General features: G+C 34.3%; 28 protein-coding genes. 6 read left to right on the forward strand and 22 right to left on the reverse strand.

Translation table 11 applies throughout. The annotated features are described in order from the left end of the window. Positions 1-68: 68 nt before the first annotated feature. The 12 genes from dnaI to G6O70_RS10065 all read right to left on the reverse strand — a co-directional run bounded on the left by dnaI (position 69) and on the right by G6O70_RS10065 (position 13,319). Complete coding sequence (gene dnaI / locus G6O70_RS10010) at positions 69-986, reverse strand: primosomal protein DnaI (protein WP_057869385.1); 918 nt, start codon at positions 984-986, stop codon at positions 69-71. A 16-nt stretch (positions 987-1,002) separates the two neighbouring features. Continuing rightward, the gene (locus tag G6O70_RS10015; RefSeq protein WP_057869386.1) at positions 1,003-2,367 is read right to left on the reverse strand and encodes a DnaD domain protein; all 1,365 of its coding nucleotides are present in this window, start codon (positions 2,365-2,367) and stop codon (positions 1,003-1,005) included. Positions 2,368-2,384: 17 nt separating this feature from the next. Beyond that, positions 2,385-2,879 carry a transcriptional regulator NrdR gene (nrdR, locus tag G6O70_RS10020; protein WP_057869387.1) on the reverse strand — a complete coding sequence of 165 codons (495 nt, stop codon included), beginning with the start codon at positions 2,877-2,879 and terminating at the stop codon, positions 2,385-2,387. A gap of 53 nt (positions 2,880-2,932) precedes the next feature. Further along, entirely contained in the window at positions 2,933-3,532 is a 600-nt protein-coding gene (coaE, locus tag G6O70_RS10025) for a dephospho-CoA kinase (protein ID WP_057869388.1), read from the reverse strand. Next, entirely contained in the window at positions 3,533-4,360 is an 828-nt protein-coding gene (gene mutM / locus G6O70_RS10030; protein ID WP_057869389.1) for a DNA-formamidopyrimidine glycosylase, read from the reverse strand. Positions 4,361-4,381: 21 nt separating this feature from the next. Next, on the reverse strand, positions 4,382-7,060 hold the full coding sequence (polA, locus tag G6O70_RS10035; protein ID WP_057869390.1) for a DNA polymerase I: 2,679 nt from the start codon (positions 7,058-7,060) through the stop codon (positions 4,382-4,384). A 137-nt stretch (positions 7,061-7,197) separates the two neighbouring features. Then, complete coding sequence (locus G6O70_RS10040) at positions 7,198-7,893, reverse strand: Bax inhibitor-1/YccA family protein (protein ID WP_057869391.1); 696 nt, start codon at positions 7,891-7,893, stop codon at positions 7,198-7,200. Continuing rightward, entirely contained in the window at positions 7,893-8,378 is a 486-nt protein-coding gene (locus G6O70_RS10045; protein ID WP_057869392.1) for a MaoC/PaaZ C-terminal domain-containing protein, read from the reverse strand. The genes G6O70_RS10040 and G6O70_RS10045 overlap by 1 nt, the downstream gene beginning before the upstream one ends. Positions 8,379-8,596: 218 nt before the next feature. Continuing rightward, positions 8,597-9,928, reverse strand: a complete 1,332-nt coding sequence (murC, locus tag G6O70_RS10050; RefSeq protein WP_057869393.1) for a UDP-N-acetylmuramate--L-alanine ligase — start codon at positions 9,926-9,928, stop codon at positions 8,597-8,599. Between the two features lie 74 nt (positions 9,929-10,002). After that, positions 10,003-12,171 (reverse strand): DNA translocase FtsK, encoded by a 2,169-nt coding sequence (locus G6O70_RS10055; protein ID WP_057869394.1) that lies wholly within the window; start codon positions 12,169-12,171, stop codon positions 10,003-10,005. 154 nt (positions 12,172-12,325) lie between these two features. Beyond that, a complete protein-coding gene (gene ytpR / locus G6O70_RS10060) occupies positions 12,326-12,937 on the reverse strand; it encodes a YtpR family tRNA-binding protein (RefSeq protein ID WP_057869395.1) in 612 nt (203 codons plus the stop codon). A gap of 61 nt (positions 12,938-12,998) precedes the next feature. Beyond that, positions 12,999-13,319 (reverse strand): thioredoxin family protein, encoded by a 321-nt coding sequence (locus G6O70_RS10065; protein ID WP_057869396.1) that lies wholly within the window; start codon positions 13,317-13,319, stop codon positions 12,999-13,001. 169 nt (positions 13,320-13,488) lie between these two features. On the opposite strand from G6O70_RS10065, the gene G6O70_RS10070 reads away from it, so the two are divergent. After that, positions 13,489-13,821: a hypothetical protein gene (locus G6O70_RS10070; protein WP_057869397.1), complete on the forward strand. Its 333-nt coding sequence runs from the start codon at positions 13,489-13,491 to the stop codon at positions 13,819-13,821. A gap of 47 nt (positions 13,822-13,868) precedes the next feature. Here the strand turns inward: G6O70_RS10070 and trmB are convergent, their stop codons facing one another. The 4 genes from trmB to G6O70_RS10090 form a co-directional block, all read right to left on the reverse strand. Beyond that, positions 13,869-14,516 carry a tRNA (guanosine(46)-N7)-methyltransferase TrmB gene (gene trmB / locus G6O70_RS10075; RefSeq protein ID WP_057869398.1) on the reverse strand — a complete coding sequence of 216 codons (648 nt, stop codon included), beginning with the start codon at positions 14,514-14,516 and terminating at the stop codon, positions 13,869-13,871. Positions 14,517-14,718: 202 nt separating this feature from the next. Next, positions 14,719-15,513, reverse strand: coding sequence for a phosphotransferase family protein (locus tag G6O70_RS10080; RefSeq protein ID WP_057869399.1), 795 nt, complete (start codon positions 15,511-15,513; stop codon positions 14,719-14,721). A gap of 64 nt (positions 15,514-15,577) precedes the next feature. Next, positions 15,578-16,783, reverse strand: a complete 1,206-nt coding sequence (locus G6O70_RS10085) for an ABC transporter permease (RefSeq protein WP_057869400.1) — start codon at positions 16,781-16,783, stop codon at positions 15,578-15,580. Beyond that, a complete protein-coding gene (locus G6O70_RS10090) occupies positions 16,776-17,516 on the reverse strand; it encodes an ABC transporter ATP-binding protein (RefSeq protein WP_057869401.1) in 741 nt (246 codons plus the stop codon). Before G6O70_RS10090 ends, G6O70_RS10085 begins: the two co-directional genes overlap by 8 nt. Before the next feature lie 135 nt (positions 17,517-17,651). Between G6O70_RS10090 and G6O70_RS10095 the strand changes: the two genes are divergently transcribed. The 3 genes from G6O70_RS10095 to G6O70_RS10105 all read left to right on the forward strand — a co-directional run bounded on the left by G6O70_RS10095 (position 17,652) and on the right by G6O70_RS10105 (position 19,425). Beyond that, on the forward strand, positions 17,652-18,080 hold the full coding sequence (locus G6O70_RS10095; RefSeq protein WP_057869402.1) for an HIT family protein: 429 nt from the start codon (positions 17,652-17,654) through the stop codon (positions 18,078-18,080). 4 nt (positions 18,081-18,084) lie between these two features. Next, complete coding sequence (locus tag G6O70_RS10100) at positions 18,085-18,387, forward strand: hypothetical protein (RefSeq protein WP_057869403.1); 303 nt, start codon at positions 18,085-18,087, stop codon at positions 18,385-18,387. 150 nt (positions 18,388-18,537) lie between these two features. Beyond that, positions 18,538-19,425, forward strand: a complete 888-nt coding sequence (locus G6O70_RS10105; protein ID WP_057869404.1) for a peptidylprolyl isomerase PrsA — start codon at positions 18,538-18,540, stop codon at positions 19,423-19,425. A 131-nt stretch (positions 19,426-19,556) separates the two neighbouring features. Here G6O70_RS10105 and G6O70_RS10110 read toward each other — a convergent pair whose 3' ends face one another. Next, positions 19,557-20,510 (reverse strand): alpha/beta hydrolase fold domain-containing protein, encoded by a 954-nt coding sequence (locus G6O70_RS10110; protein WP_057869417.1) that lies wholly within the window; start codon positions 20,508-20,510, stop codon positions 19,557-19,559. 240 nt (positions 20,511-20,750) lie between these two features. Here G6O70_RS10110 and G6O70_RS10115 point away from each other — a divergent pair, with 240 nt between their 5' ends. Continuing rightward, positions 20,751-21,050: a hypothetical protein gene (locus tag G6O70_RS10115; RefSeq protein ID WP_057869405.1), complete on the forward strand. Its 300-nt coding sequence runs from the start codon at positions 20,751-20,753 to the stop codon at positions 21,048-21,050. Positions 21,051-21,274: 224 nt separating this feature from the next. Here the strand turns inward: G6O70_RS10115 and G6O70_RS10120 are convergent, their stop codons facing one another. From G6O70_RS10120 to amaP, 3 genes are read right to left on the reverse strand one after another with little or no spacing between them, the layout of a single operon-like run. Further along, positions 21,275-21,661 (reverse strand): Asp23/Gls24 family envelope stress response protein, encoded by a 387-nt coding sequence (locus G6O70_RS10120; RefSeq protein WP_373566423.1) that lies wholly within the window; start codon positions 21,659-21,661, stop codon positions 21,275-21,277. An 11-nt stretch (positions 21,662-21,672) separates the two neighbouring features. Further along, positions 21,673-21,864, reverse strand: a complete 192-nt coding sequence (locus tag G6O70_RS10125) for a hypothetical protein (protein ID WP_057869407.1) — start codon at positions 21,862-21,864, stop codon at positions 21,673-21,675. Between the two features lie 13 nt (positions 21,865-21,877). After that, positions 21,878-22,453, reverse strand: coding sequence for an alkaline shock response membrane anchor protein AmaP (gene amaP / locus G6O70_RS10130; protein ID WP_157047952.1), 576 nt, complete (start codon positions 22,451-22,453; stop codon positions 21,878-21,880). A 167-nt stretch (positions 22,454-22,620) separates the two neighbouring features. Between amaP and G6O70_RS10135 the strand changes: the two genes are divergently transcribed. Continuing rightward, a complete protein-coding gene (locus tag G6O70_RS10135) occupies positions 22,621-23,070 on the forward strand; it encodes a universal stress protein (protein WP_083481907.1) in 450 nt (149 codons plus the stop codon). A 16-nt stretch (positions 23,071-23,086) separates the two neighbouring features. Here the strand turns inward: G6O70_RS10135 and G6O70_RS10140 are convergent, their stop codons facing one another. Together G6O70_RS10140 and G6O70_RS10145 are read right to left on the reverse strand one after the other, a co-directional pair. Then, positions 23,087-23,368 carry a hypothetical protein gene (locus G6O70_RS10140; protein ID WP_057869409.1) on the reverse strand — a complete coding sequence of 94 codons (282 nt, stop codon included), beginning with the start codon at positions 23,366-23,368 and terminating at the stop codon, positions 23,087-23,089. 85 nt (positions 23,369-23,453) lie between these two features. Next, entirely contained in the window at positions 23,454-23,699 is a 246-nt protein-coding gene (locus G6O70_RS10145) for a hypothetical protein (RefSeq protein ID WP_057869410.1), read from the reverse strand. Positions 23,700-23,766: the final 67 nt, after the last annotated feature.

Genomic DNA, 23,766 nt, shown 5'->3' on the forward strand with positions numbered 1-23,766 from the left:
TCCCCTAACATTTTACTCAATCATTATTAAACCACTATTATAGAAATCATTCAAGACTTAATTACAATTTATGAGCGACGTCTATTTCGACCAATCATTGTATATTCTTTACTTAAAAATACGATTCTTTCCATTATTCTGCGTGCCTTAAGTGGTTCAGCTTCTCCACGATTATTGACTGTTAAGTATTGCGTCAATAGATCTTGTAATGAAAGATTTGAACTAAAGAAAGTTGGTAACTCTTCTTGCATACGATATTGTAAAATGATTCCTAAAACATCGTCTCTTAACCAACTTGATAACTGATCGGCTCCAATATCATCTAACATCAAAATTGGCGCCTTTTTTATATTATCAATTTTTTCCATCACATTGTTCGACCCAATTGCACTTTTAACCTCAACTGCAAAAGATGGAAAGTGAAGCATGGTTGAGCGAAAACCCTCTTCTGCCAGCCCGTTTGCAATCGCCCCCAGCAAGTAGGTCTTCCCAACACCGAAACTTCCTTGTAGATACATTCCCTTAATAAATTTCCGCGGATTAGCTGTGTACGCATCAATAAAATCTGACGCAGCCTGCGCAATTTCTTCACGACCAGATATGTCAAAATCAGCCAATTGGGCATTTCTGATTGCCTTTGGCATATTAAGAGTCCTAACTCGCGCTCTGATCTCTGCTTTTTTCTGACTCCTTATTAACTCGTCACTGGGAACATATGCAACATCTATTAAGTGGTTACTTAAAACTAGTTGTGGTTGATATCCAGGTGCCGGAGTAACCTCACCGTTTTTAATTTGTCTTTTTATACTGACAAATTCGTAAACTTTACTAGCACTGCGCGCTAATTCTGCCTGCGTCAACTGATTTTCAGCCATGAAAGTTCTGACCTCTTCATCGGCAAAAGCTTCATCAATCAGTTCTTTATAATTTTTTATCCAATTCCTATTACGGAGTTGTTGGGCCATCTCTTCACCGACATCCTTCATTTTCTCACCACCTTTACTAGTCAATTTTTTTCTTAAATCTACTTAATCTTTTTTTCAGTTGTTCTTGTTTTTCTTTGCTCCATGTAGATTCATTTTCTGATACATGCTCAGTTTTTGCCCATTCTGGCAATTTTTCCTTTTGCACAATCTTCTTGCCTACATAGCCTTTTGTCTGTACATACTTTGTATTTTTTTTAGGTGCATTAAAAGTCCGCACCTGAATCATTGCCTCCTCAGGTGTGCTAATCTTTTTTTGACTCCAATCAGCAATTACCGCCTCAAAAAAGGCTCGATTCAAAGTTGCCATTCCACGATCAACTATCATGTAATGAATTAGAATATTTATTATGTCCGCTTGAAATAGATTTTTTTGGACAATCCACTCAATAACATTTCTTTCAGAACTTGTTACAAACGAACCCTGTTCACGTTTCAATTCTTGCAAAAACTCCGCGGGTGCATAGGCCTTGCTTGCATCTAGCAGTTCTTGATCTTCGCTTTTCATTATTTTTTGCTTTTTATTTACAGTATTCTCAGTTTTTTTATCGGTATTCGTAGCTAACACAGGTTTAGAATCCTGTTTTGAAAATTTATCATGAACCAGCTTCCAAAATAAGTCGAAGTCTACCTGATTTGTTGCGATATTTGCAGCCTCCTCCAGTAAATTCAACAACACGAGTTCATCAAGCCCATACACAGCATTTGCAGCTGTTAATCGTTGATAATTATCAAAAACTTGTTTGCTATCGATGAAGGAATGATCAATAAGCTGTTTCAAGAACTCCTCATCTAAGTTAGAACTTTGTTTTATTTTGGACTTATACATTGGTGCTTGCTTAGCATCTATCAGATTTCTACCCTCATTCAATGTTTGGGGCTGTACCGTAAAAACTTCTAAAAAATGTTTAGTGGTTTCAACGGCCTTCGTCTTATTAATTGGTGAAAAAAAGAAATACGTTTGTAGTTCTTTAAAAATTCGCTCTCCAACAGTCTCCAACAATAAGCTCCGCAACAAATCATCTGTGAAAAAATTTTCAGGTTCTTGTGGTTCTTGAATCTCATAGATTATTAATTTACCAAGTTCATCATTTTGTTCAAATGTCCTAAGCAATCCAATTGCTTCTAATTTACACCTGGCCTCATAAAAGGATTGTAACCCAATATCAAGTAAATCAAACAACTCACTATGCATCTTTCGCCTTGAGAGCTGTAAATCAGGTTGTATCATTGTACGCAAAAGGGCATACAGACTAAAACTTGCTGTCCCAATCAATGGTTGATAAAGTTTTAACACTACTTCTAGTTGGCTCTCATACAGTTTTTTCCTTGTATACACTACGAAACCATCCTTAGGTGTAAAATCTTTTTCTTCAACAACCATCTCACTCACACCCTTCTTTATTCACTCTGCTTATCATCGTCACTTGAAAGGTTCTTTTTATCTCGTGCCATCATTTCTTGTAATTCTTTTAAGAATACTCTCATATCCTTAAACTGCCGATAAACACTTGCAAAACGAATATACGATATTTCATCGACATCTGCCAACATTCCCATCACATATTCTCCAATTAGTTGACTAGAAACTTCACTTTCTCCAAGTGATCTCACTTTATTTTCAACATCATCTACAATTTGTGTAATTTGGTCCATTCCAACTGGTCTCTTTTCGGCAGCTCTAATAATTCCACGCAATATTTTCTCACGATTAAATTCATCACGCGTCCCATCTTTCTTGATTACCAAAAGCGGAGTAACCTCAATTCGTTCAAATGTCGTAAACCTAAAACCACAAGCTTCACACTCGCGACGCCGTCTAATTACATGACCATCATCTGCTGGGCGACTATCAACTACTCGTGAACCATTATGATGGCACTTGGGACATCTCATATTTTTCACCTCATCATTTTATACCTTTAGTATAATATATAATACCTCTGTAGTTACACTAAATTCATTGTCACTAGCCATTTTAGCACTTGCTTAAGTGTTTCTTCAACTTGTTTAGAGTTATCTATTAAAACATCAGCTAATGCACAACGTTCTTCATTTGACATTTGGCTCAAAACTCGTTGTCTTGCTTGTGTTTTGTCATATCCATCTCGTGACATCAAACGCTTTACTTGCAATTCTTGTGGTACACACACACACATGACGCTATCACAATACTTCTCATAGTTACCTTCAAAAAGTAGTGGATTATCCAATACCAACAATCTACACTTTATCACTTTTGCTTCATCAATTAGTTCTTCAATTCGCTTGTGAATTAAGGGACTTGTAATATCAGTTAGCTGGTTTAACATTTCTTTATTATTAAACACAAGATTACCTAATTTTTTGCGATTCAGTTCACCAGAATTCGTCAAATAGTCTTCACCAAAGATACTCACTATTTGCTTTAAACCAACACTCTTCTTCTGGACAACTTCGCGTGCGACAAGGTCCCCATCAATAATCCTTGCACCATACTTTTTTAAAAAATGACTGACTGTTGATTTGCCGGACGCAATTCCTCCAGTTAGTCCAAGAATATATGTCACTTACTCCACCTTCTGACAATTTGGGCAATAATGCGTGCCTCGTTGAGCAACAACGATCTTTTTAATTAATGTGCCACATCTACTACAAGGTTCACCTGTTTTCCCGTAGGCGTTTAACTCAAATTGGAACTCTCCTGAGTTTTCAAATGCATTTGTATAACTTCTAATAGTCGTTCCACCAGCTTTTACAGCTTTTGCTAGCTCAGCTATAATTGCGTTACGCAAAATGCTGATTTCCTTTTTCTCAAGATGTCTTGCTGGCGTCTCTGGATTTATCTTACTCATCCATAAAACTTCATCAGCATAAATATTTCCTAAACCCGCAACTAAAGTTTGATCAAGCAATGCAGGCTTAATCATCTTATTTTTGTTTTTCAATTTATTTGTGAAATTTTCTAAATCAAAATCAGTTTCCGTTGGTTCTGGTCCCAACTTTTTTATACCTTTTAGGTCGTTAACCTTGTCAGTTCTAACTAACTCCATTCGACCAAACTTGCGGACATCATTATATCTAAGCTGTTTCCCGTCGGTAAATTCAAAAATAATGTGAGTATGTTTCTCGATTTCATCCCCTGTTTGTCTCACAAAATACTTTCCTTCCATTCGCAAATGGGAAACTAATGAAGTTCCCTCGTTGAAATTAAAAATTAAATATTTCCCACGACGGCCAATTTCTTTGATTGTCAATCCTTCAACCGTTTCAATAAAAATATCGGTATCGCCATTTATAATCTTAGGGTAAAGTACCCTAACATTGCGAATTTTTTTGTTCAATACTAATTGACGCAATCCTTGGCGGACAGTTTCAACTTCTGGTAATTCAGGCATCTTTATCTCCTTTTTAAACTCTTATTTTGCATCAAACCAGGTTTTCCCATGGGCACTTTCAACTTTAAGCGGAACTTCCAAGGAAACTGCTTGGTCCATTACTTTTGGTACAAATTTCTCCAACATGGCAATCTCTTTACTTGGTACTTCAAAAATTAATTCATCATGAACCTGCAGTAACATTTTGGCTTCAAGTCGTTCTTCTTTGAGCATTTTTTGCATATTTATCATGGCGACTTTAATGATGTCTGCGGCACTTCCCTGAATCGGCGTGTTCATAGCTGTTCTTTCCGCAAAAGAACGTAAATTAAAGTTTTTGCTCTTAATTTCAGGTAAATATCTGCGACGTTTAAATAAAGTTTCAACATATCCTTGTTCATGAGCCTTTGCCACAATCTCATCCATGTACTGTTTTACTCCAGGAAAAATTTCAAAATACCGACCTATAAATTCTTTTGCTTGTTTACGTGTAATTCCAATATTTTGTGCCAATCCGTAATCGCTTATCCCATACACAATTCCAAAATTAACAGCTTTTGCCTGTCTACGCATATTGCTTGTAACTTCAGAGGCTGAATCTAGCCCAAATATTTGCATTGCGGTATTTGCATGAATATCTGCCCCTTCATTGAAAGCAGCCTGCATGTTTTTATCATGCGAAATATGCGCTAAAACACGCAATTCAATTTGTGAATAATCCGATGAAAAAATTTCCCAATCAGCACTCTCAGGAACAAACGCTTTCCTGATTTGCCTACCTTCTTCTAGTCTCACAGGAATATTCTGTAAATTAGGATCAACAGATGATAATCTTCCAGTAGCTGTGAGTGTTTGTGTATATCTTGTATGAACTTTTCCATCTTTTTGTGAGACTACTTTTAGCAAACCTTCAACATAGGTTGACTGAATTTTGGCAACCTGACGATATTTTAAAATATTATCAATAATTGGTGCCATGCCTCTCAATTCTTCCAGCACTCCTACTGCAGTTGAATAACCTGTTTTAGTTTTCTTAATCACTGGCAACTTCAACTTTTCAAAGAGTATAACTCCTAATTGTTTGGGGGAGTTAATATTAAAATCTTCACCAGCTTCAGTATGAATTGCTTGTTCCAGTTCTGTTAACCGTTCTTTTAACTTACTGCTCATCTCTTCTAGTTTATCTTTATCTAATCTAATCCCAGCAACTTCCATTTCCCCTAGAACCAAAGAGAGTGGACGTTCGATTTCAAAATAGAGCTCGTCTTGCTTATTATCAGAAAGTTTTTTCATTAAACTTTCCTTTAACTCTTCAATTGCCTGAACTTTACCAGCTAGATGTTCAAAAAAAACTGCATCTTCTGCAGGAATTTGATATTTTGCACCTTTACCATATACTTCTTCATCACTTGCAACCTTAAAATAATCATGCTGTTGTGCTAATTTACCAAAATCATTATTATTATCACTTGAGTCTAATAAATAAGATACAAGCAACATATCAAAATCAACATTTGCGAGGTTAATCCCTAATCTTTTAAGTCCAACAAAAGTTCGCTTACCATCAAATAAATCAATCTTTATGTCCTTATTTTCAAGTATTTCTTTGAGTTTTTTCTCTTTCAAAAGTTCGACGTCGCGGCTAACATATATTGTTTCTCCATTTTTAAAAGCAAATCCCGCAAACTGTGCTTGATGATAATTCTCACCACTCATTTCCAAATAAAAAGATACAGTCGTTTTTCTTTCAATGACTGTCTTATTAAGGCCTTCCTTATCTAACACTTGGTAGTCTAACTTAGATAATTTATTTTCCTTTAGTGTGGTTTTCTCGTTGCCAGGTACATTCATTTTTGCAAGGAAACTCTTGAAGTCCATCTCTTCATAAAATGCTCTTAATTTTTCTTCTATCGGTCCAGGCCATTTTGCATCATCAACTGTAACTTCAATCGGAGCATCTCTTAGAATTTTTGCCAAATCTTTGCACATGAAAGCCAGTTCACGATCTTCAACTAAATGTTCTTTCATTTTAGAAGCTTTAATATTATCTAAATTTTCATAAATTCCTTCAATTGTCTCAAATTGTTGCAATAATTTAATTGCCGTTTTCTCACCAACTTTTGTTACTCCAGGATAATTATCTGAATTATCTCCAACTAAACCTTTCATATCAACAATTTGTTCAGACTTAATTCCATATTTTTCAAACACATGGTCTGGTGTATATTCCTCAACTTCACTAACGCCTTTTTGTGTAACTGCCACAGTTGTCTCATTAGTCGTAAGCTGAGTCAAGTCACGGTCTCCCGTCACAATTGTTACTTTAAAGCCCTGTTTTTCAGCCTTATCTGCCAAAGTTCCAATAATATCATCAGCTTCAAAATTCTCCAATTCATAGCTTTTTATGCCATAAGCCAGTAGTAACTTCTTTATATATGGGAATTGTTCTGAAAGCTCACTAGGTGTTTTGGAACGTCCACCTTTGTATTCCTCAAATTTTTCGGTTCTAAATGTTTTTTTGCCCGCATCAAAAGCAACTAAAATATGACTAGGTTGAACTTTTTCAATAATTTTATCCAACATATTTTTGAAACCATAAATTGCAGTCGTATGTAGTCCGTTATGATTAACAAATCTTTCAAGTGATTGATGGAGTGCAAAGAAAGCACGGAAAGCCACACTATTGCCATCAATGAGCAGTAATTTATTTTGTTTATTCATTTATTTAGCTCCTTTGATATATTATCCTCTCTTATTTTAACAAACTATCGTGGTCATTAATAGAAATCAAAGACTTCATTCTAAAAAAAAACCTCGCCGGGCAGTTTGCCTAAGCGAAGTTCTTTAAAATTATTGTCTTATTTATTATTAAATCCTGTAAAAATGTTCAAAAGACTGATGAAGATGTTAACAAAATCAAGATAAAGTTGTAAAGCACCCATCAAGGCTAAGTTAGTTCCAGAAACCTGGCCTCTTGTTTGTAAGTATAATGTTCTAAATTTCTGAGCATCCCACGCTGTTAAGGCTGTAAAGATAATCACCCCAACAAATGAGAAGACGAAAGTAATCATTGTACTTTGCAAAAAGATATTAATGAATGAAACAATAATCAAAGCGATTAAAGCTGCTAAAGCATGTGTCCCAATTCTCGACAAGTCCTTCTTAGTAGTTGTTCCAATCACCGCCATTGAGACAAATACTGCTGCAGCACCCACAAAAGCCATCGTAACATCACTTGCAGCATATAACGATACTATTGTACCAAAGAATATTCCCTCAATTACCGCAAAAGACACAAGTCCCAAGCCCGAAGCAACTGGTGATCTGTCAGCTTTGAAAGACATTCCAAATACTATCAACAGCTGAATCCCAAATAGGACAAACATCATAAACTGATGCTCAGCCATGTAACTAGCAACTTCATTGTAAAAAACGTTTGAAACTAGATATGCTACCACTGCAGAAATTGCAACTGCACCAGCCATAAAGCCATACATTTTTGTCAAAAATCCGTTGACACCGGTATTACTTACTAATTTTCTTCCATTCTCCATTAAACACTCACCTCTGCACTTTCATTTTCATCGTTTCCCGCTAACATTGCCTTAATGGGCGGTTTAACCATCACAACTGCATCAACAATTCTGCAATCGTCATCGTTAACACCTGTTACGGATAGTGTAACTACTTCCTTCATGTCGTCTACTTTTATGACCTCAAAAGTAAAGGTCACGTCTTCTTCGTGATACACCGGCAAAATAAAATTGACTGACAAATTGACTACCTGACTTCCAGGACCTGGAAGCAACTTTGATACTGATCTTGTAATAATTCCTGTCAGTAAAACTGGCGGAACTATCGCTGCTTTATAATCCATGTTTTTAGCATATTCATCCTGAATATACAATGGATTATTATCGTTAGTCATTCCTAAATACAACAAAACATCTCGATCCGAAACACTTTCATTAACTGTCAACGAATCTCCTTCACTCAACTCATCAATCGTTTTCCCTTGCCTATGAGTATCTTCTGACATTAATATTGACACCTCCATATAATCTTAAATGTATTTTAGCATATACTTTAGCTCGTCTCAATCCATCTGATGCGAAAATAAGAAAGGAACGAAAAACATGATATTGCTAGAAACTTCGAATTAAAAATAAGAATATTCAGAATAAAATAAAGAGGCCGCGTCAAAAGTTAATTTTGACCCAGCCTCACTCATTATTCCAGATAAACGTGTTCCATAACTTAATTATTTTTGAGACTCAAACTACTCAATAATTTTTCATAAGCATATTCATACTTTTGAATGTCACCAGCACCCATGAATACTACAACAGCATCATGAAAATCAAGTAATGGCGACATATTATCAACTTTTAATACTTCTCCACCCTTTGTAATTCTATCACCCAAATCAGTACTTGAAACATTGCCTCCATGTTCACGAATCGAACTAAAAATGTCGGTCAAATAAACTTTATCTGCAAGATTAAGACTGGTTGCAAAATCATCCATCAAGGCAATCGTTCTACTAAACGTATGCGGTTGGAAAACTGCAATAATTTTCTTACTAGGATACTTCTGACGTGCAGCATCAATCGTTGCTTTAATCTCAGAAGGATGATGTGCATAATCATCAATAATTGTTATATCTGCAACATATTTCTCTGTAAATCGTCTCTTCACACCTTGATAAGTCAACAATTCACGTTTGACTTCATCCTGAGAAACTTTTTCAAAATACGACACTGCAATTACAGCTAAGCTATTTAGTACGTTATGTTCCCCAAAAATTGGAATTTCATACGTGCCTAAGTATTCATCATAATGATATACATCGAAAGTCGAACCCGTTGTTGCTCGCTTGATATTTGTTGCTCTAAACTCATTTTCATCGGATGTTCCATAATAATGAACCGGAACATCAGCCTTCAAGTTTCTCAGATACTTGTCTTCTCCCCAAGCAAAAATTCCTTTTTTTGTCTGCTTGGCTAAAGTCTCAAATGCATCAAATACATCTTCAATTCCAGTAAAGTAGTCAGGATGGTCAAAGTCCACGTTAGTCATAACCACATAATCAGGATGATATGCAACAAAATGACGTCGGTATTCATCCGCCTCAAACACAAAGAAACGTGCATCAGGTACACCTTTACCAGATCCATCCCCAATTAAATAACTAGTTGGTGCAACCCCACCTAAAACATGAGCCAATAATCCTGTAGTGCTTGTTTTTCCGTGTGCTCCTGCAATTCCAATGCTTGTCGTATCTTCGACAATTTTTTCCAAAAAATCGGGATATGTAATAATTTTAATTCCAATTTCCTTGGCCTTTTTTATTTCTGGGTGATCATCACCAAATGCATTTCCTTGGATTATCGTCAAACCTTTACGAATATTTTTTTCATCGAAAGGTAATATTTTTATTCCTGCTAATTCTAATCCTCGTTGTGTAAAAGTATATTTTTCAATATCGGAACCAATAACTTTTAATCCTTTATCATGTAAAAGTAAGGCCAATGAACTCATTCCAGTTCCCTTAATTCCTACAAAATAATAGGTGGTTTCTGTATCCATAGTATTGCCCTCTCTTTTCTTTAATTAAATAAAACCACCGTTTAATCTTACCACAAAACAAATGAGATTTCTTTTCAATCATTAACATTTGCCCTAAGCTTCTCCAATCCCTCTTGTGTAAGATAAACTTCCCGTGGTTTAGACCCTCTTGTCGGTGAAATGTATCTTCGGTCCTCTAAAGTGTCAATAATGTTAGCAGCCCTATTATAACCAATTGCAAATATTCGTTGTAATTTCGATGTTGAAATACTGTCCTCATTTACAATACAATCTAAAACTTCTGGTAAAATTTCATCTTCTTGTTTATTTTGAATATTTTTCTTTTTCAATCCATCTGGATCAAAAGCGTAATTTGGTCGTCCCTGAGCACGTACAAAATCAGTAATTTTTTCTACCTCATTTTGTACAAATGTTCCTTGTAATCGCATTGGCTGACTTGCACCATTTCCCAGATATAGCATGTCTCCTCTTCCAAGGAGACGTTCTGCACCTGCTGTATCAATAATAGTTCTTGAATCAACTTGACTAGCGACCATAAAAGCAACTCTTGTAGGAATATTATTTTTAATTGTCCCGGTTATCACATCTACACTCGGTCGTTGTGTCGCGATTAACAAATGAATTCCTGCTGCACGTGCTTTTTGGGTAATTCTAGCAATATAATCTTGCACCTCTGATGATGCAACCATCATTAAATCAGCCAATTCGTCTATAATTATCACAATATATGGTATCTGTAATCCATAATCTTCATGTTGAATTGCTTTTTCATTAAATTCTTCAATGTTTCTAACACCTGCTGCAGCAAGTTTTTGATATCTTTCTTCCATTTCTTCAACTACCCATTTCAATGCAGCTGAAGCAGCAACTGGGTCAGAAACAACAGGTGCTAACAAATGGGGAATATCATGATATGGTGCCATTTCAACGGCCTTAGGATCAATTAATAACAATTTTACTTGTTGTGGTGTAGCCTTGTACAACAAGGAAATTAATATACTATTTATAAAAACTGACTTTCCTGAACCAGTTGCACCAGCTATCAATCCGTGAGGCATTTTTCTTAAATCAGTCACAATTGATTCACCAGAAAGATTAACTCCAAGTGCAACCGTTAACGGTGATTTCTTATTTACAAAAGCTGCAGAATTCAAAACTTCTGCTAGCATGACTGGCCGTGCTTTTAAATTTGGAATTTCAATTCCAACACTACTTCTTCCAGGAATAGGTGCTTCAATCCGAATATCCTTAGCGGCTAATGCTAACTTTAAATCATCAATCAAATTGGTGATTTTATTGACTTTAACACCTCTTCCAATTGATAATTCAAATTGTGTAACAGCAGGACCTATCGTCCAATCCTTGACAGTTGCTTCAACATGAAATGCTTCTAAAGTCTCATTAAGTGTATCTATTTGCTCTAGCACCCATTCATCTTGGGTATCATCGTTAATTCGAACCGGTTTTGGTAATAAGTCCATGACAGGAAATTTATATTCGCCAACAACATTTATTCTTTGTGATTCTTCTCCGGGACTTTTCACCGGTTTTACTGTTGTATTTGCACTATTTTCTTCTTCATTTTCAGTCAAATCAAGATCTTTTATTCTTGGTTCATAACTACTTGTTTGGGTCATCAACTTAGCAGCTGGGATCGCTGAACTAATTTTTGTTTCTTGTTCTAAAATACTTTCAGGTTTTTCAGGTTCACTCAATCTAACTTCTTCACTTGATCGCATTAAATTGGAATGCCCTTGTTTTTCCTGCTCGAAAAATTTTTTATCGTTTACTTGAACAGATTTATTTTCAGATGGTTGCTGATTAATATTGGTTACTGCAATGTCTTTGGCATTATCCCTTGACTCAGCAGTCTCTATTGTTTCATCAATTACTTTCTTATCTACTACATCAGCTTTGTTAATCTCTTTTTCCCGAGGTAATCCGGTAACACCCGTCTCCGTTATATTCTTTATTTCACTTTTTTCACTATCCGCTGTTTCGTCAAATAAAAAATAGTCTTTCTCTTCTTTTTGTAAGCTTTCAAATAACATTTGATATTTTTGCTTTCTTTTTTGAAGAGAATACTTTCGACTGGCTAAAGAAGGTGGCACGTAAGAGGGATGAAACGTTTGGCCTTTTTTAATGACTACTTTAGCTAGCGGTTCTGATATCTCATTATTTGTAATCTGTTTTGCTTTTTTATTTTGTCTTCTATAAAAGGCTGGTCCATCATAATGTCGCATTAGTATTCTTCCTTACTTTTTATAATACTTTATTCAAAAAAATAGTTATCTTTAGTTCACATGAGCTAAAGACAACCATTATATTGTACCTTCAAACATGCCAATATACTCATGAGAGCATATTACCATATAATTATTTCAATCAGCAAAATATTTAGCCAATTGAGAAGGATTGCCCTTGATGGTAAGTGTCTGCTGACAAAACTAAAATACCTCGTTTCTGTGGTGCATTCGGTAAATGCAATTCGCGTGCTGAACAAATCATCCCATCACTCTCAACTCCCCGAAGCTTTCCAGGCCAAATTACTTCACCATTTGGCATCATTGCACCAACCTTAGCAACTACTACCAGCTGTCCCTGTGCAATATTAGGAGCACCACAGACAATTTGCAATGTTTCCTTGCCAATATTGGTTTTCGTAATATGCAAATGATCTGAATCTGGATGTTTCGCTATATCTTCGACCAAGCCAACTACAAATGAAGGTGCCTTATCAACCTCAAGACTTGTTTTAAAACCTGCTTTATGAAGCTTGTTATTCAAAAACTTTACCTGTTCTTCATTAAGGTTAATTTGACCAGTTGTAGTAAGGCCAAGTTCCTTACCAACTCCAAAAAAATTATAACCTAATGCATTTCCATTGCTTAGATCACTTATTTCCACGACTTCATTTTTTTTCTGTATCGTCTGAGCTTGAACATCCTCGTGAAGCATTACTACGAGAACATCCCCCATTTGAGGCCTATTATAACTAGCGATTAGCATATTTCTTCTCCTTTACACAAAAAAAGACTGCGTATTTACACAGTCCCATTATCAATTAAAATTATGCGACTTCATTTAAAAATGTTTCAATTTCTTCTTTTGTTTTACGATCCTTATTAACAAAACGTGCAACTTCTTCACCATTCTTATAAACAATAAAGCTTGGAATTCCCATAACCATTAATTCCCGACAAAGATCAATATTTTCGTCACGATCAATGTGAATAAATTTATAATCTGGATATTCTGCTTCAATTGCAGGAAGAGCTGGTTTAATAAAATTACAATCTGAACACCAATCAGCAGAGAAAAATAGGACATAAGCACCCTTTCCAAGCTTTTTCGTTAATGTTTCCAAATTCATTTTTCCAAATTGTTCCATTTTCCATTCCTCCTCAACATACTTCAATTTTTTCAAGATAACACCATTATAGACTATTTATTTCCAAAAAAAAGTGATTTGTTTTGATTTTATTAAGCAATTAGTGGTCTAAATATTATTATTGGTGCTATAATTACATATCATAAGAAATTTGGTAAGGAGTTTAGCTATGACAAATACTTTTAATAAGTTTCTCCCATTAACACTTGGTGTAGTAACTGGTTTTGTTGGTGGCATCCAAGCCAGCAACATTCTCAAAAAGGCGGAACGACTCACTCCCCAACAGATTTTAAACAACATCAAAAACTCGTTTCAAAATGAAACACCTGTTCAAGATTCTTGGATATCTGTTAAACCCACGAGGATTCGTAAATTCGCACTAACCACAGACATTTATCAAGGAGGAATTTCACGTTTTGAAGACAATCAGCTTGTTCGTTATGAATTTCAAGCTGATGCTAAAACCGGGAGCATTCTTAATCTAAATAGGATCGATCTGTAATTCTTATTTTTCACTTACCTTAGCTTAGGATAATCAGTTGTTTTCTGTTAGCTTTTAAAACTAGCAGAAATCTTATAAATTGGTTGTCCTTTTTTACTGAATTTATCTTCGTACTCAGTCATTACATTCTCAATCATCGCTTCTTCATCTTTATGTAAATCTAAAAAAACTTGATTGAAATTCATTCCATAGTTATTGAAACTAACTAAAGTGTATTCAAACAGTCCTCGATTATCAGTCTTAAACTCCAAGCAACCTTTATTACTTAAGACATACTGATACTGCTTTAAAAATGTTTTATAAGTTAACCTTCTTTTTTCTTGCCTTGTCTTAGGCCATGGATCAGAAAAATTCAAATAAATTCCAGCTACTTCATTTTCTTCAAAATATTCACTTAAGCCACTCCCATTAGCACAAATAAGCTGTAAATTTGGTAACCTTGTTTCTATTTGTTTCCTTAAAACGATTGCAGCCACCGTTGTTTGAATCTCAATTCCAATATAATTATTTTCTGGATGTCTGCTTGCCATCTCCATTATGAAGCCACCCTTACCCATTCCAATCTCAATAAATAATGGTGCTTCTTTTTCAAATCTTGTTTTCCATTTACCACAATATTCGCTTGGCTTTGTTACTATCAAATCTGGGTTGTTCTCAATAAGTGGTTTTGCCCATGGCTTATTCCTTAAACGCATTATGTCAATCCTTTCAAATATAAATAAAGTGTGTTGTCGTATCTCGGAAAGCCCTGAATATTAACTCTAAATTAGGCGGAGAAATTTGACTTAGTCACACTTTCATCTGTGATAAATAAAGGCCGGAATCAAAATTTAATTTTTGATCCAGCCTCTTTGCAAACATGTTCACCATCTAATTATGCTTTTTCTTTATTTCAATTTAAATAAAATCTTGGTTCTCAAAGAAGTCTGCCAATCGTAATATGTCTCGGTTCATTTCGAAAAAATGACCACGCTGATGCTCATTCTTGATAGAAAGAAGCAAATTAACCATGTAGTACCAACTAATTCTTTGTCTCAATCCTATTGTAATTGAGACTCCATACTTCTCGGTTAACCATTGTTTCCACTCCGCGCGTGGGACATATTGACACATTAACATGCTAATATCCAGTGCACTATCCGCTAACCTTGCCGATTCCCAATCAACTAAATATAGCCTATTGTTATCCGACAATAACCAATTCTTATGATTCAAATCACCATGTGAAACCTTAAATTCTCTATGATCTAGCTTTGGCTGATGCGTCCGCAATCGGTTTGCAACCTTTTTTAGTAAGGGGTGAGCTCGTAACTCTAAGCTCAATCCCCGAAAATAGTTGCTGAGTATTTCTTCAGGGAAAACATATCTTCCACCTACTTGACGTAACATCTTTCTAAGAATTTTAGACCTATGAATTCTAGCTAACAAGCGTGCTACGTTTTCCTGTCCCATTTCTTCTTTAGAAAGACATCTACCATTTAACCACTCTTGTGCTGTTAAAGTATCACCTGTTGAAATATGTTTTGTCCATACCAACCTTGGTGTAATTTCCTCCAACGACAATGCGGCAAGAAAAGGTGAAGTATTCCTCTTTATAAATAACTTTTCCTGCTCTTTAAATCCCATATAAGCAGTCCCTGTGTTACCCCCAAGCGGATGAATCTGCCAACCATCATCCAAACTGAAATCCATATTGGCAAGTCTCCTCTACAAGTCCATAATCCTTAACCAAGGATACAAATTCACAACACAAGTGTCAAGTATTTTTTTTGAGGTAGTTTCCCAAAAAAAGGTTCGTTATCAAGTATACTTCAGCTAAAGAAATAACTGGCAACAATAAATAATTTATCTCAAAACGTGGTGTCGCCACTGCAATTACATTCGTTACTAACCATGCGCTTAACAATATTTTTTGCAGTAAGTTTTTAAATGCAAGTTTTTTTTGACTTTCATCGACAGGATAAATATGGACAAAAACATTGTCTTCAAATATCGAATAAAGCCCAAACAATTGAATTCCAATTAAATAAAGACATACACAAATTATAAATAGACTAAATAGATAATTAGGTGAGAAAAAAACAATAATACTTGCTAAAAATAACAGTCGAAGAAAAAGTCCGCTAAAACCACTTTGTCTAACAAAACTTCTACTATACAAGAAAAGATAAACATTCTTGGAAGTTCTCCGTAATAGAAAATCAAAAAATTTACGCCGCTTAGTTTGTCCAACTATTTGTGGGACATCAGTAAACATATTTATAAAACGATACAAAGTCATTAAGCGTTCTTTCTCAGATTTAATCGCATCATTCCATTTGAAAACATGTTGCTGTGAGACTTTACCAACGTAATATCTAATTATCCCTGCTAAAACTATTGCTAAGATTACACCCAATATTACATTTAGATATAAACTAAGCACTAAAATAAGCATCACAGCTGCATGGAATAAAAACTGCTGAGAAAATGATTTCGCCGCGAGATTGTAAGTTCCTATCACCAAAAAGGACAGGTAACTAAATTTCAACAAACACTGTACTATTAAAAGAACAATCCACATCCAAAACTGCCATTTCAAACCTTGTATAATGAATGGTGCCAATATAGCCATAAATACTAATTGCGTAAAAAAAGATACTAATGCTGAATGTTTTAAAACCAATTTAAAATAATCTTTCATTTGATAATCCTTAGGCAAAAGAAAAACCTTATCCGCTTCCTCCAGCAAACTTGCTAATTTGCCAATTTGGACTATTAAAAACAGAATTATAATCAGTGTAGGTTGCTCCCACCAAAAAGGTTTTTGCGGCAAGCTTTTCACAAAATTCGAATATGAAAGCCCCAACCCACCAACAAAAAATAATAATGCTAAAACAAAGTGATCATTAAATACATACTTTGAATAACGTAGTAACATTTTTTGATATTTTTTTAGTCTTCCATTCCAAATTTCATTCATTAGTATTTCCACCCTGTGTCATCCCAAGATAAATATCCGTTAACGATGCCTGCTTATCTTTAAAAAGACTTCTTAATTCTGTAAGGCTTCCTTGTGCTCTAATTTTTCCCTGATGAAGCAAGACAAAATAATCACAATGCTCTTGTGCTGTACTGAGTACATGTGTCGACATTAAGATAGCGGCACCCCTTTTCTTTTCATTATCAACCAAGTTCAATAAGTCTCTGGTTGCCAACGGGTCTAGTCCTAAGAAAGGTTCATCAATTACATAAACTTGTGCTTCCGTCATAAATGCGCATACAATCATTACCTTTTGTCGCATTCCTTTTGAAAAATTTGCAGGAAACCAATCCAACTTATTATCTAAACGAAAAATTTTTAGAAGTTCATTTGCCCTTTTCCAAGCATTTGCTGCGTCCAAATTATATGCCATAACAGTTAATTCCAAATGTTCTTTTAAGGTTAACTCTTGATATAAGACTGGCATTTCTGGCATATATGCTAATTTTCCTTTATATGTCTTGGGATCATCTTTTAACTTAACATCATCAATTGTAATATTACCCTTTTGCGGTTCAAGCAATCCAATAATATGATTAATTGTCGTTGATTTACCAGCCCCATTCAATCCTATTAATCCAACCAATTGACCGGAGTTAACTTCAAATGAGATATCTTTCAAAACTGGTATTCGTGAATATCCACCCACTAATCCATTTATTTTTAAGGCCATAGATTTATAATTCCTTTCACTTCAATTATTGAAAATTATAACATAAAGTTCTCTCTTCAATTTATTTTTAAATTTCCATCATTGAGATGTGTTATTGTATACTAAAATAAACATATTGAAAGAAGGTTCTTTTAAATGAACGATTGCATTTTTTGTAAAATTATTGATGGTACAATTCCAAGTGTTTCCGTGTATGAGGACGATGATATTAAGGTATTTCTAGATATTTCGCAAACAACTCCTGGGCATACGCTCATGATACCCAAAAAACATGTTGCTAATATTTTTGACTATGATGATTCTTTGGCTAGGCATGTTCTACCCAAAATACCGGTGATTGCTCGTGCTATAAAAAAAAGCAACCCTCAAATTTTAGGCCTTAATATTGTTAACAATAATGGTGAAATTGCATACCAGTCTGTCTTCCACTCACATTTTCATTTTATCCCACGATTTGCAGCTAGTGATGACTTTGCAATGACTTTTAAAGACAATTCTTCCAACTATTCTTCTGAAGAATTAGAAGAAATTGCTAGTCGCATCCATAAAAACATGGAGGATTAATTATATGAGCGTTAAAAAAACATTGCTTTCTTTAGGAGCACTTGGGGTTATTTCGGCTGTCGCATATCTATCTCTTCGTAAAATTACACCTGCTAATAAAGAAAAGAGCGAAGAACTGATAGAAGCCGCCAATAACGTTAAAAGGGCATATACGAGATTGACAGAAAATATTGAAACGTTAAAAAATGAACTACCTAATTCACAGCAAACAATTGATGACCTAACTGAGCTTGTATCTGAGTATCAATTCAAAATTCAAAATAACCTGGATAATATTTCAAAGATTCAAGATAAAAATAAAAAATAACACTTAAACTGAACACAAGTTGAATAAAAGATGAATTTTTTTGTAAATTTTATCTTTTCTTTCAACATCATTAACTATTGTGTTATAGTTAGTAACGTTGATTTGTATCTTAAATACAAGCAAAATAAACGAATGGATGTGTATTTTATAATGAAAAAATGGCTTCTTGCACTAGCAGGTATTCTCATGACTGTCAGCTTGGCTGCTTGTTCTAAGACAGTTGCAACTACTTCTGGTGGTAAAATTACTGAGAGTGCCTACTACGATAGTATGAAAAAAACATCATCTGGCAAGCAGATCTTACAACAGATGATTCTTGATAAGGTTCTTGAGAAACAATATGGTAGCAAGGTTACAACTAAACAAGTTAATGCACAATATAACACATATGCAAGTCAATATGGTTCTTCATTTTCTTCAGTACTTTCACAAAATAGTTTGACAAAGTCTAGTTTCAAAAAACAACTTCGTTCAAATTTATTGCTTCGTGAAGCTGTAAAGGATCATACAACTATTACTCAGAAACAATTAAAAACACAATGGAAGAGTTATCAACCTAAGACTACAGTTGCTCATATTTTAGTATCTAAGAAAGCTACTGCTGAAGAGATTATTCAAAAATTACAAGCTGGCGAAAGCTTTACAAAACTTGCTAAAAAGTACTCAACAGATACAGCTACAAAGAGCAGTGGTGGTAAATTAACTGCTTTTGATAATACTGATACTTCACTTGCATCAGCATTTAAAAAGGCTGCATTTGCTTTGAAGCAAGGTGAATATACAACCACACCTGTTAAGACAAGCTACGGATACCACGTTATCAAATCAATTAAGAGACCTGCTAAGGGTAAGATGAGCTCACACACTAGTGAACTTAAGAAACAAATTATTGATAGCGATATGAATAACTCAACATTGCTACAAAAAGTTATTGGTAAAGTTCTTAAAAAAGGAAATGTTTCCATTAAAGATAATGATTTAAAGGATATCCTTTCAAGTTACCTATCAAGTAGCTCAAGTTCTAGCTCAAGTAACTAAAAGTAAAAGACGATTATACAAACATAAAAAAGAGTTTAGGTTTTTGCCTAAGCTCTTTTTTTATGTTTCAAGATAGTAATTAATTCTTGAATTAATTTTTTAGAAAACGTACTTTCTTAATTCTTAATACCCTAATCTAATCCAATAATATCAACAATTTGCTCATAAGCTCTTTTTGATTCCGGCAATCGGAAAAATGGGAATACATGAAACATTCCTTCATATGTGATCAGTCTGACATCTTGTTTTGCCTTTTTTGTAAACAACTTCATATCTGGATATAAAATATCATTTGTCCCTCCAAAAATAGTAATTGGCGGTAAATCAACAAGATCACCATAAATAGGACTCACAATTGGGCTTTTCAAATTTTCACTACCAGCATAGTATTTACCTTCAAAACGTAATTCTTCTAATTTTAAGATTGGATCTTTAGTTACAAGTTTTGCAATTTCTGGATTTTCCAGAGAAAGATCTAGCCATGGGGAAAGTAAGATAACTTGCTTCGGAAGATCAATCTGTGCATTTCTTAATTGTTCTATCAATGAAACCGCAAGTCCACCTCCCGCTGAGTCACCAAGCAATATAATATTTTCAGCGGTAACGCCACTCGTAGCGAGTAAATCTTGGTAGCTCTTCATAACCATGGATAAAGCGTCATTAACATCATATACAGGTGCTTTGGGATATATAGGCATGATAACACTCGCACCAACACGATCGGCTAATTTGGCTATAAAATGATACTGTAAGCCAAATGGTTGATACCAGTATGATCCCCCATGTAAATAAAAAATAATCTTCTTCTCTGGAGTAACAATACTATCTCTTTTTAAAATTTGCATATCAATATCTAACCATTTAAAATCAAGTTGCTTCTGGACTTGTTCAGGAATACGATAGTTTTCCGAATTAACATGGTTGAATTTTTCAAAATCCGAAGCTTTTCTGGGATCCGTTTCATGTAAAAAGTGTCTTAATCCTTGTTCAACAAGAATACTTTGCACACTGCGCTTTTGTCTCACACTCTGATACTTCAAATATGCAGCTGACGCCACTAAAGTTGTAAGTAACATTTTTTTCATAGCCACAAGCTCATCTCCTAAAAAAATTTCACTGCTTTATATGCTTAGGCTAGCACAATTATTATTATTTAGTCCACCTTTTAAGTATAATTAATGGACAAGTACTCAATGAATATACTAGAATGTAATTTGTTGATGCTTTTATTTCAGATGTTTAAACCATGTTTTTTTAATTTTTATTAACTAATATTCAGTATAGTTTGTTTTGATTGTAGCATACTTAACTTTGGGGTGGATAAATTGTTAAACTATAGTTTCATAAGTGACCTGTTAATCTTTTTCTTGGACTATTCTTCAGGGGGGAATGGTAGTCCAACTGAACGTGCAGTTATTTCCTACGCAGCCAAAAAAAATATTACTAAGCAAGAACTTGGTAATATTGAACTACTTCTATTTCAGGCAAAATTTATCACCCGTTGTCCAAGTAGAGTTGAAGATAGATTTGTTAACTTCAATCCTGGAGCGCTCACAACTGAAGGAATTAAACTTGCACGTAAACTCGCTAACGATGGTTGTTCGTCACTAATCATTGCATTATAGATTACCCATATTTATCCATGAGACTAAAAAATAAGAGGTAAGACCAAAAGTTAACTTTGGTCTTGCCTCTTTCTTTATTTGTTCTGTATACACATGTTCCATAAATCAAAATTATCTGTCTAACTTCAACTTACTCTTAGTAAAGTATTCATTATTTTCGTAATTTTGAGTTAGTGCTCAAATTTTTCGACTTTATGCTGCTTTTTATTTATTATAAAAAGGCTTTAGTCTTGTCCCTTATCTTCAAGTTCTTCTTTTGTTTTCACATCATTAACATGCATTTCAAATTCGATAACTTTTAAACCAGTCATTTCCAAAATAGCTTGCTTAACCTTCGTAGTTACCTCGGTAAAAATTTGAGTTGCGTTCTTCCCATATTCGATTGTTGCATCCAACTTAAGCTTTACTTGTTTTTCCCCTATATCAGCATCGATGCCTTTAGTTGGATCTTCGCCAGAAGTAAAACGATTTGTTAGTTCACTGAATACATTTCCATCAAGTGATACAATTCCCTCAACTTTTGACGCGGTGATTCCTGCAATCTTTTTGATAACCTGATCATCAAATGTAAGCTTAGACTTCAAAGTGTCGCTACCCGTGTTTGCCATTATATACGCTCCTCCTAGTCAGTTAACTTATTTAAAAAACTAACAATCAACTTCTTTAATGTAACTCCCTTTACTTCCAACCACCCCCCAAAAATGCCACCAATAACTGTAAACAACAATATGATTAACATACTTCCAAAACCTAATAATATCCACAACAGTGGTATCAAAAATCCTGCTAGTACCCCTAATAAAGATAATCTCATCTAACTTTCCTCCCTACACAATTGAAAGTTTGTCACCTTTTTTGTATGGCATTAAGTGTACAAAAACTTTTTTAGTGCCTATATTCAACATACAACTAAGATTTTCTTTTAACTTATCTGCAATTTGCCTTTCAAGTTGATCAATATCATTTTCTTCAAGATAAATTCCAGTTAACTTAATTTTCGCACTTTTGCTTTTTTTGAATAATTTTACACTTACTTCAATATTTGAAACATCATAATTACTTACAATGGCTTTCTCTAAGCTCTTTTCAACCGCAGACCTTGATACAGAAAGATGATTTGTTTTGCTTTCATATATCACTAACTGATTTACCGTTGCTTTTTTGAATAAACTTCTTAAAAAAATACCCAATCCAACCAAAGTTACATACCCTAATGCAATGATAAGCAATTTTCGAATTTCAACTGCACCAATTTTGTCCATAATTTCCATAGTGATGGGTTCATTTGGTGACAATACAATCCATAAACCCAAAATTCCTATAAATAATTGCACCAAGGAAATTATAAGCAATATTAACTTCTTCAATTTTCCCACTCCCCACACCTCTTTTTTATTACTCATTTTTATCAACTTACAATCATAATTATTACATATTTACGTTTAAAGTTGCAAAAATAGTGCTTACATTACGTAATAACGAATTTATTTATATTTTAAAGTTCAGCTTTCTTACTGCCATAATTATGATATGCTTATATTCAATATTATGTACGAGGAAGTGCTTCTTTATGTCTAATAACTATCAACGAATTTTATGTCCTATTTCATGGAGTGATAACTCAATGAATGCACTTAAAGAAACTGTCAATTATACACGGAATCATAATATTCAACTTGATATTCTCTATGTTATTGATAGTACACTACTTGCTTTTGGCAGTTTTCAGCCTGTGATGTCGCCCCAACAACAAAAAGAATTAGCAGAAATTTATGAAAAAAAAATGACGAACCTTATCCAAAAAATCTTGGATGAAGGTTCGTCCATGTATCAGGTCCACTCACATATCCGTTTTGGTGATCCACGCAAAGTAATTTGCGAAAACTTTCTTGAGGAATACCGTAATGATTTAATTGTTCTCGGTCAACCTCATCTCAATCATTTACATAGGGCACTGACAGGCTCTGTGTATACTTATGTTAGCAAATATGCAAGTTGTGATATTTTGACAATTCATTAATCTTGATTTGCCGCAATTATTTTTTAGGAAAGCTAATTGCAGTCCCATATCCATGTAAGATTATATATTTTGGCCCCACACCTACACTAACTATTTCTGGGACAAAATGAACAGCCACAATTCCATCACCATCTCTGGCAACTGTACGCTCAATTAATTTTGTCTTAACTTTTTCATATAAGTCATCAAAATTGTCAACATCATCAATTTCATCTGGTGTTAATGTCCGTTTAACCGTTGCATTAACAATTCCGACTATCATATGTGCTCGATTTATTTCTCCAGTTGTCAAAAACATCAAATATCCTCCTTCCCACAAACTATATTAACTTTAGTTGAATCATAGTGATTCTGAGGTATAAATCATGGTAACTATAACATTATTAAAGAAAAATTCGATAATTACGTTTTGTTATATTTACTACCTCTTTTTTTGTGTTTTTTGAACTCATCTTAAGCAAATTTTTTAACATTCTCTCAAATTTCAAGTCATTTTCCAACTTAGAAAGGACTTCTTTATCTACTTTGATTACTAAATTTTCTCTTTTGCTAGGTACAGAAAAAGTCTTTGTTGTATCATCTTCGTCCAAAATGTTCGATTCAATTTCATGCATAAATTCTTTTTGCATGCCAAATCCCCCTTTTTATACTCTAAGTTTACCCCTTATCTAGTAGTAATTCAAAAAACATGAAAAC

It is taken from the genome of Liquorilactobacillus hordei DSM 19519 (assembly GCF_019443985.1).
In the GTDB taxonomy this organism is placed as follows: Bacteria; Bacillota; Bacilli; order Lactobacillales; family Lactobacillaceae; genus Liquorilactobacillus; species Liquorilactobacillus hordei.